Below are 537 nucleotides of genomic sequence, written 5' to 3'. Positions count from 1 at the left end.
CTCACCGGCCGCCTTCAGGCGCTGCAGCACGCCGTCCAGCAGCGAACCGTCCTGATTCGCTACGTAAAACTGCCCCAGGTCGATGCGGGTTTTCGCCGCGTCGAACATCTCGCGCCACACCTCGGCGGTGTTGCGCAGGTCGTCGGCCTGCAGCGCGGTTTCTACCGGTGCGGTATACACCAGCTCGTAACCGGGAATCGCAAAACGCGCCGCAGCGCTCTGGCTCAACATCAACAAACAACCGCCCCACAATGCCGTATAAAGGCGGCCTCTCGGCCGCCGTACTGGATGGCCATTAGGCATAGCGCGGCGCCCCGCTGTCAACCCATTGTTCGCCGCTGCCGCTCTCCGGGCGGCTGGCCGGTTGACCGGCGCGGATCAGCAGCACCTTCAGCAGCTCGTTGATGCGCTCCATGCGGCTCTGCAGGAAGTTGTTGGCCACCAGGCACAGCAGCGCGATGGCGATGCCGAGACCAGTGGCGTACAGCGCGGTGCCCATCCCGGCCGACACCAGGCTCGGCTCGGACACCCCCGAGG

General features: G+C 66.1%; 2 protein-coding genes. Both read right to left on the bottom strand.

Going from position 1 to position 537, the window contains the following annotated elements; translation table 11 throughout:
• Positions 1-231 (bottom strand): phospholipase D-like domain-containing protein (locus N801_RS22215; protein ID WP_035941067.1); only part of this gene is annotated, 231 nt, incomplete at its 3' end.
• A 64-nt stretch (positions 232-295) separates the two neighbouring features.
• Positions 296-537, bottom strand: a 242-nt coding sequence (locus N801_RS22210; protein WP_035941062.1) for a MotA/TolQ/ExbB proton channel family protein, incomplete at its 5' end; no start/stop codon positions are given.

The organism is Knoellia aerolata DSM 18566, assembly GCF_000768695.1.
Classification (GTDB): domain Bacteria; phylum Actinomycetota; class Actinomycetes; order Actinomycetales; family Dermatophilaceae; genus Knoellia; species Knoellia aerolata.
The sequence above is the reverse complement of the archived record's forward strand: the minus strand, read 5'-3'. Positions and strand labels throughout refer to the sequence as shown.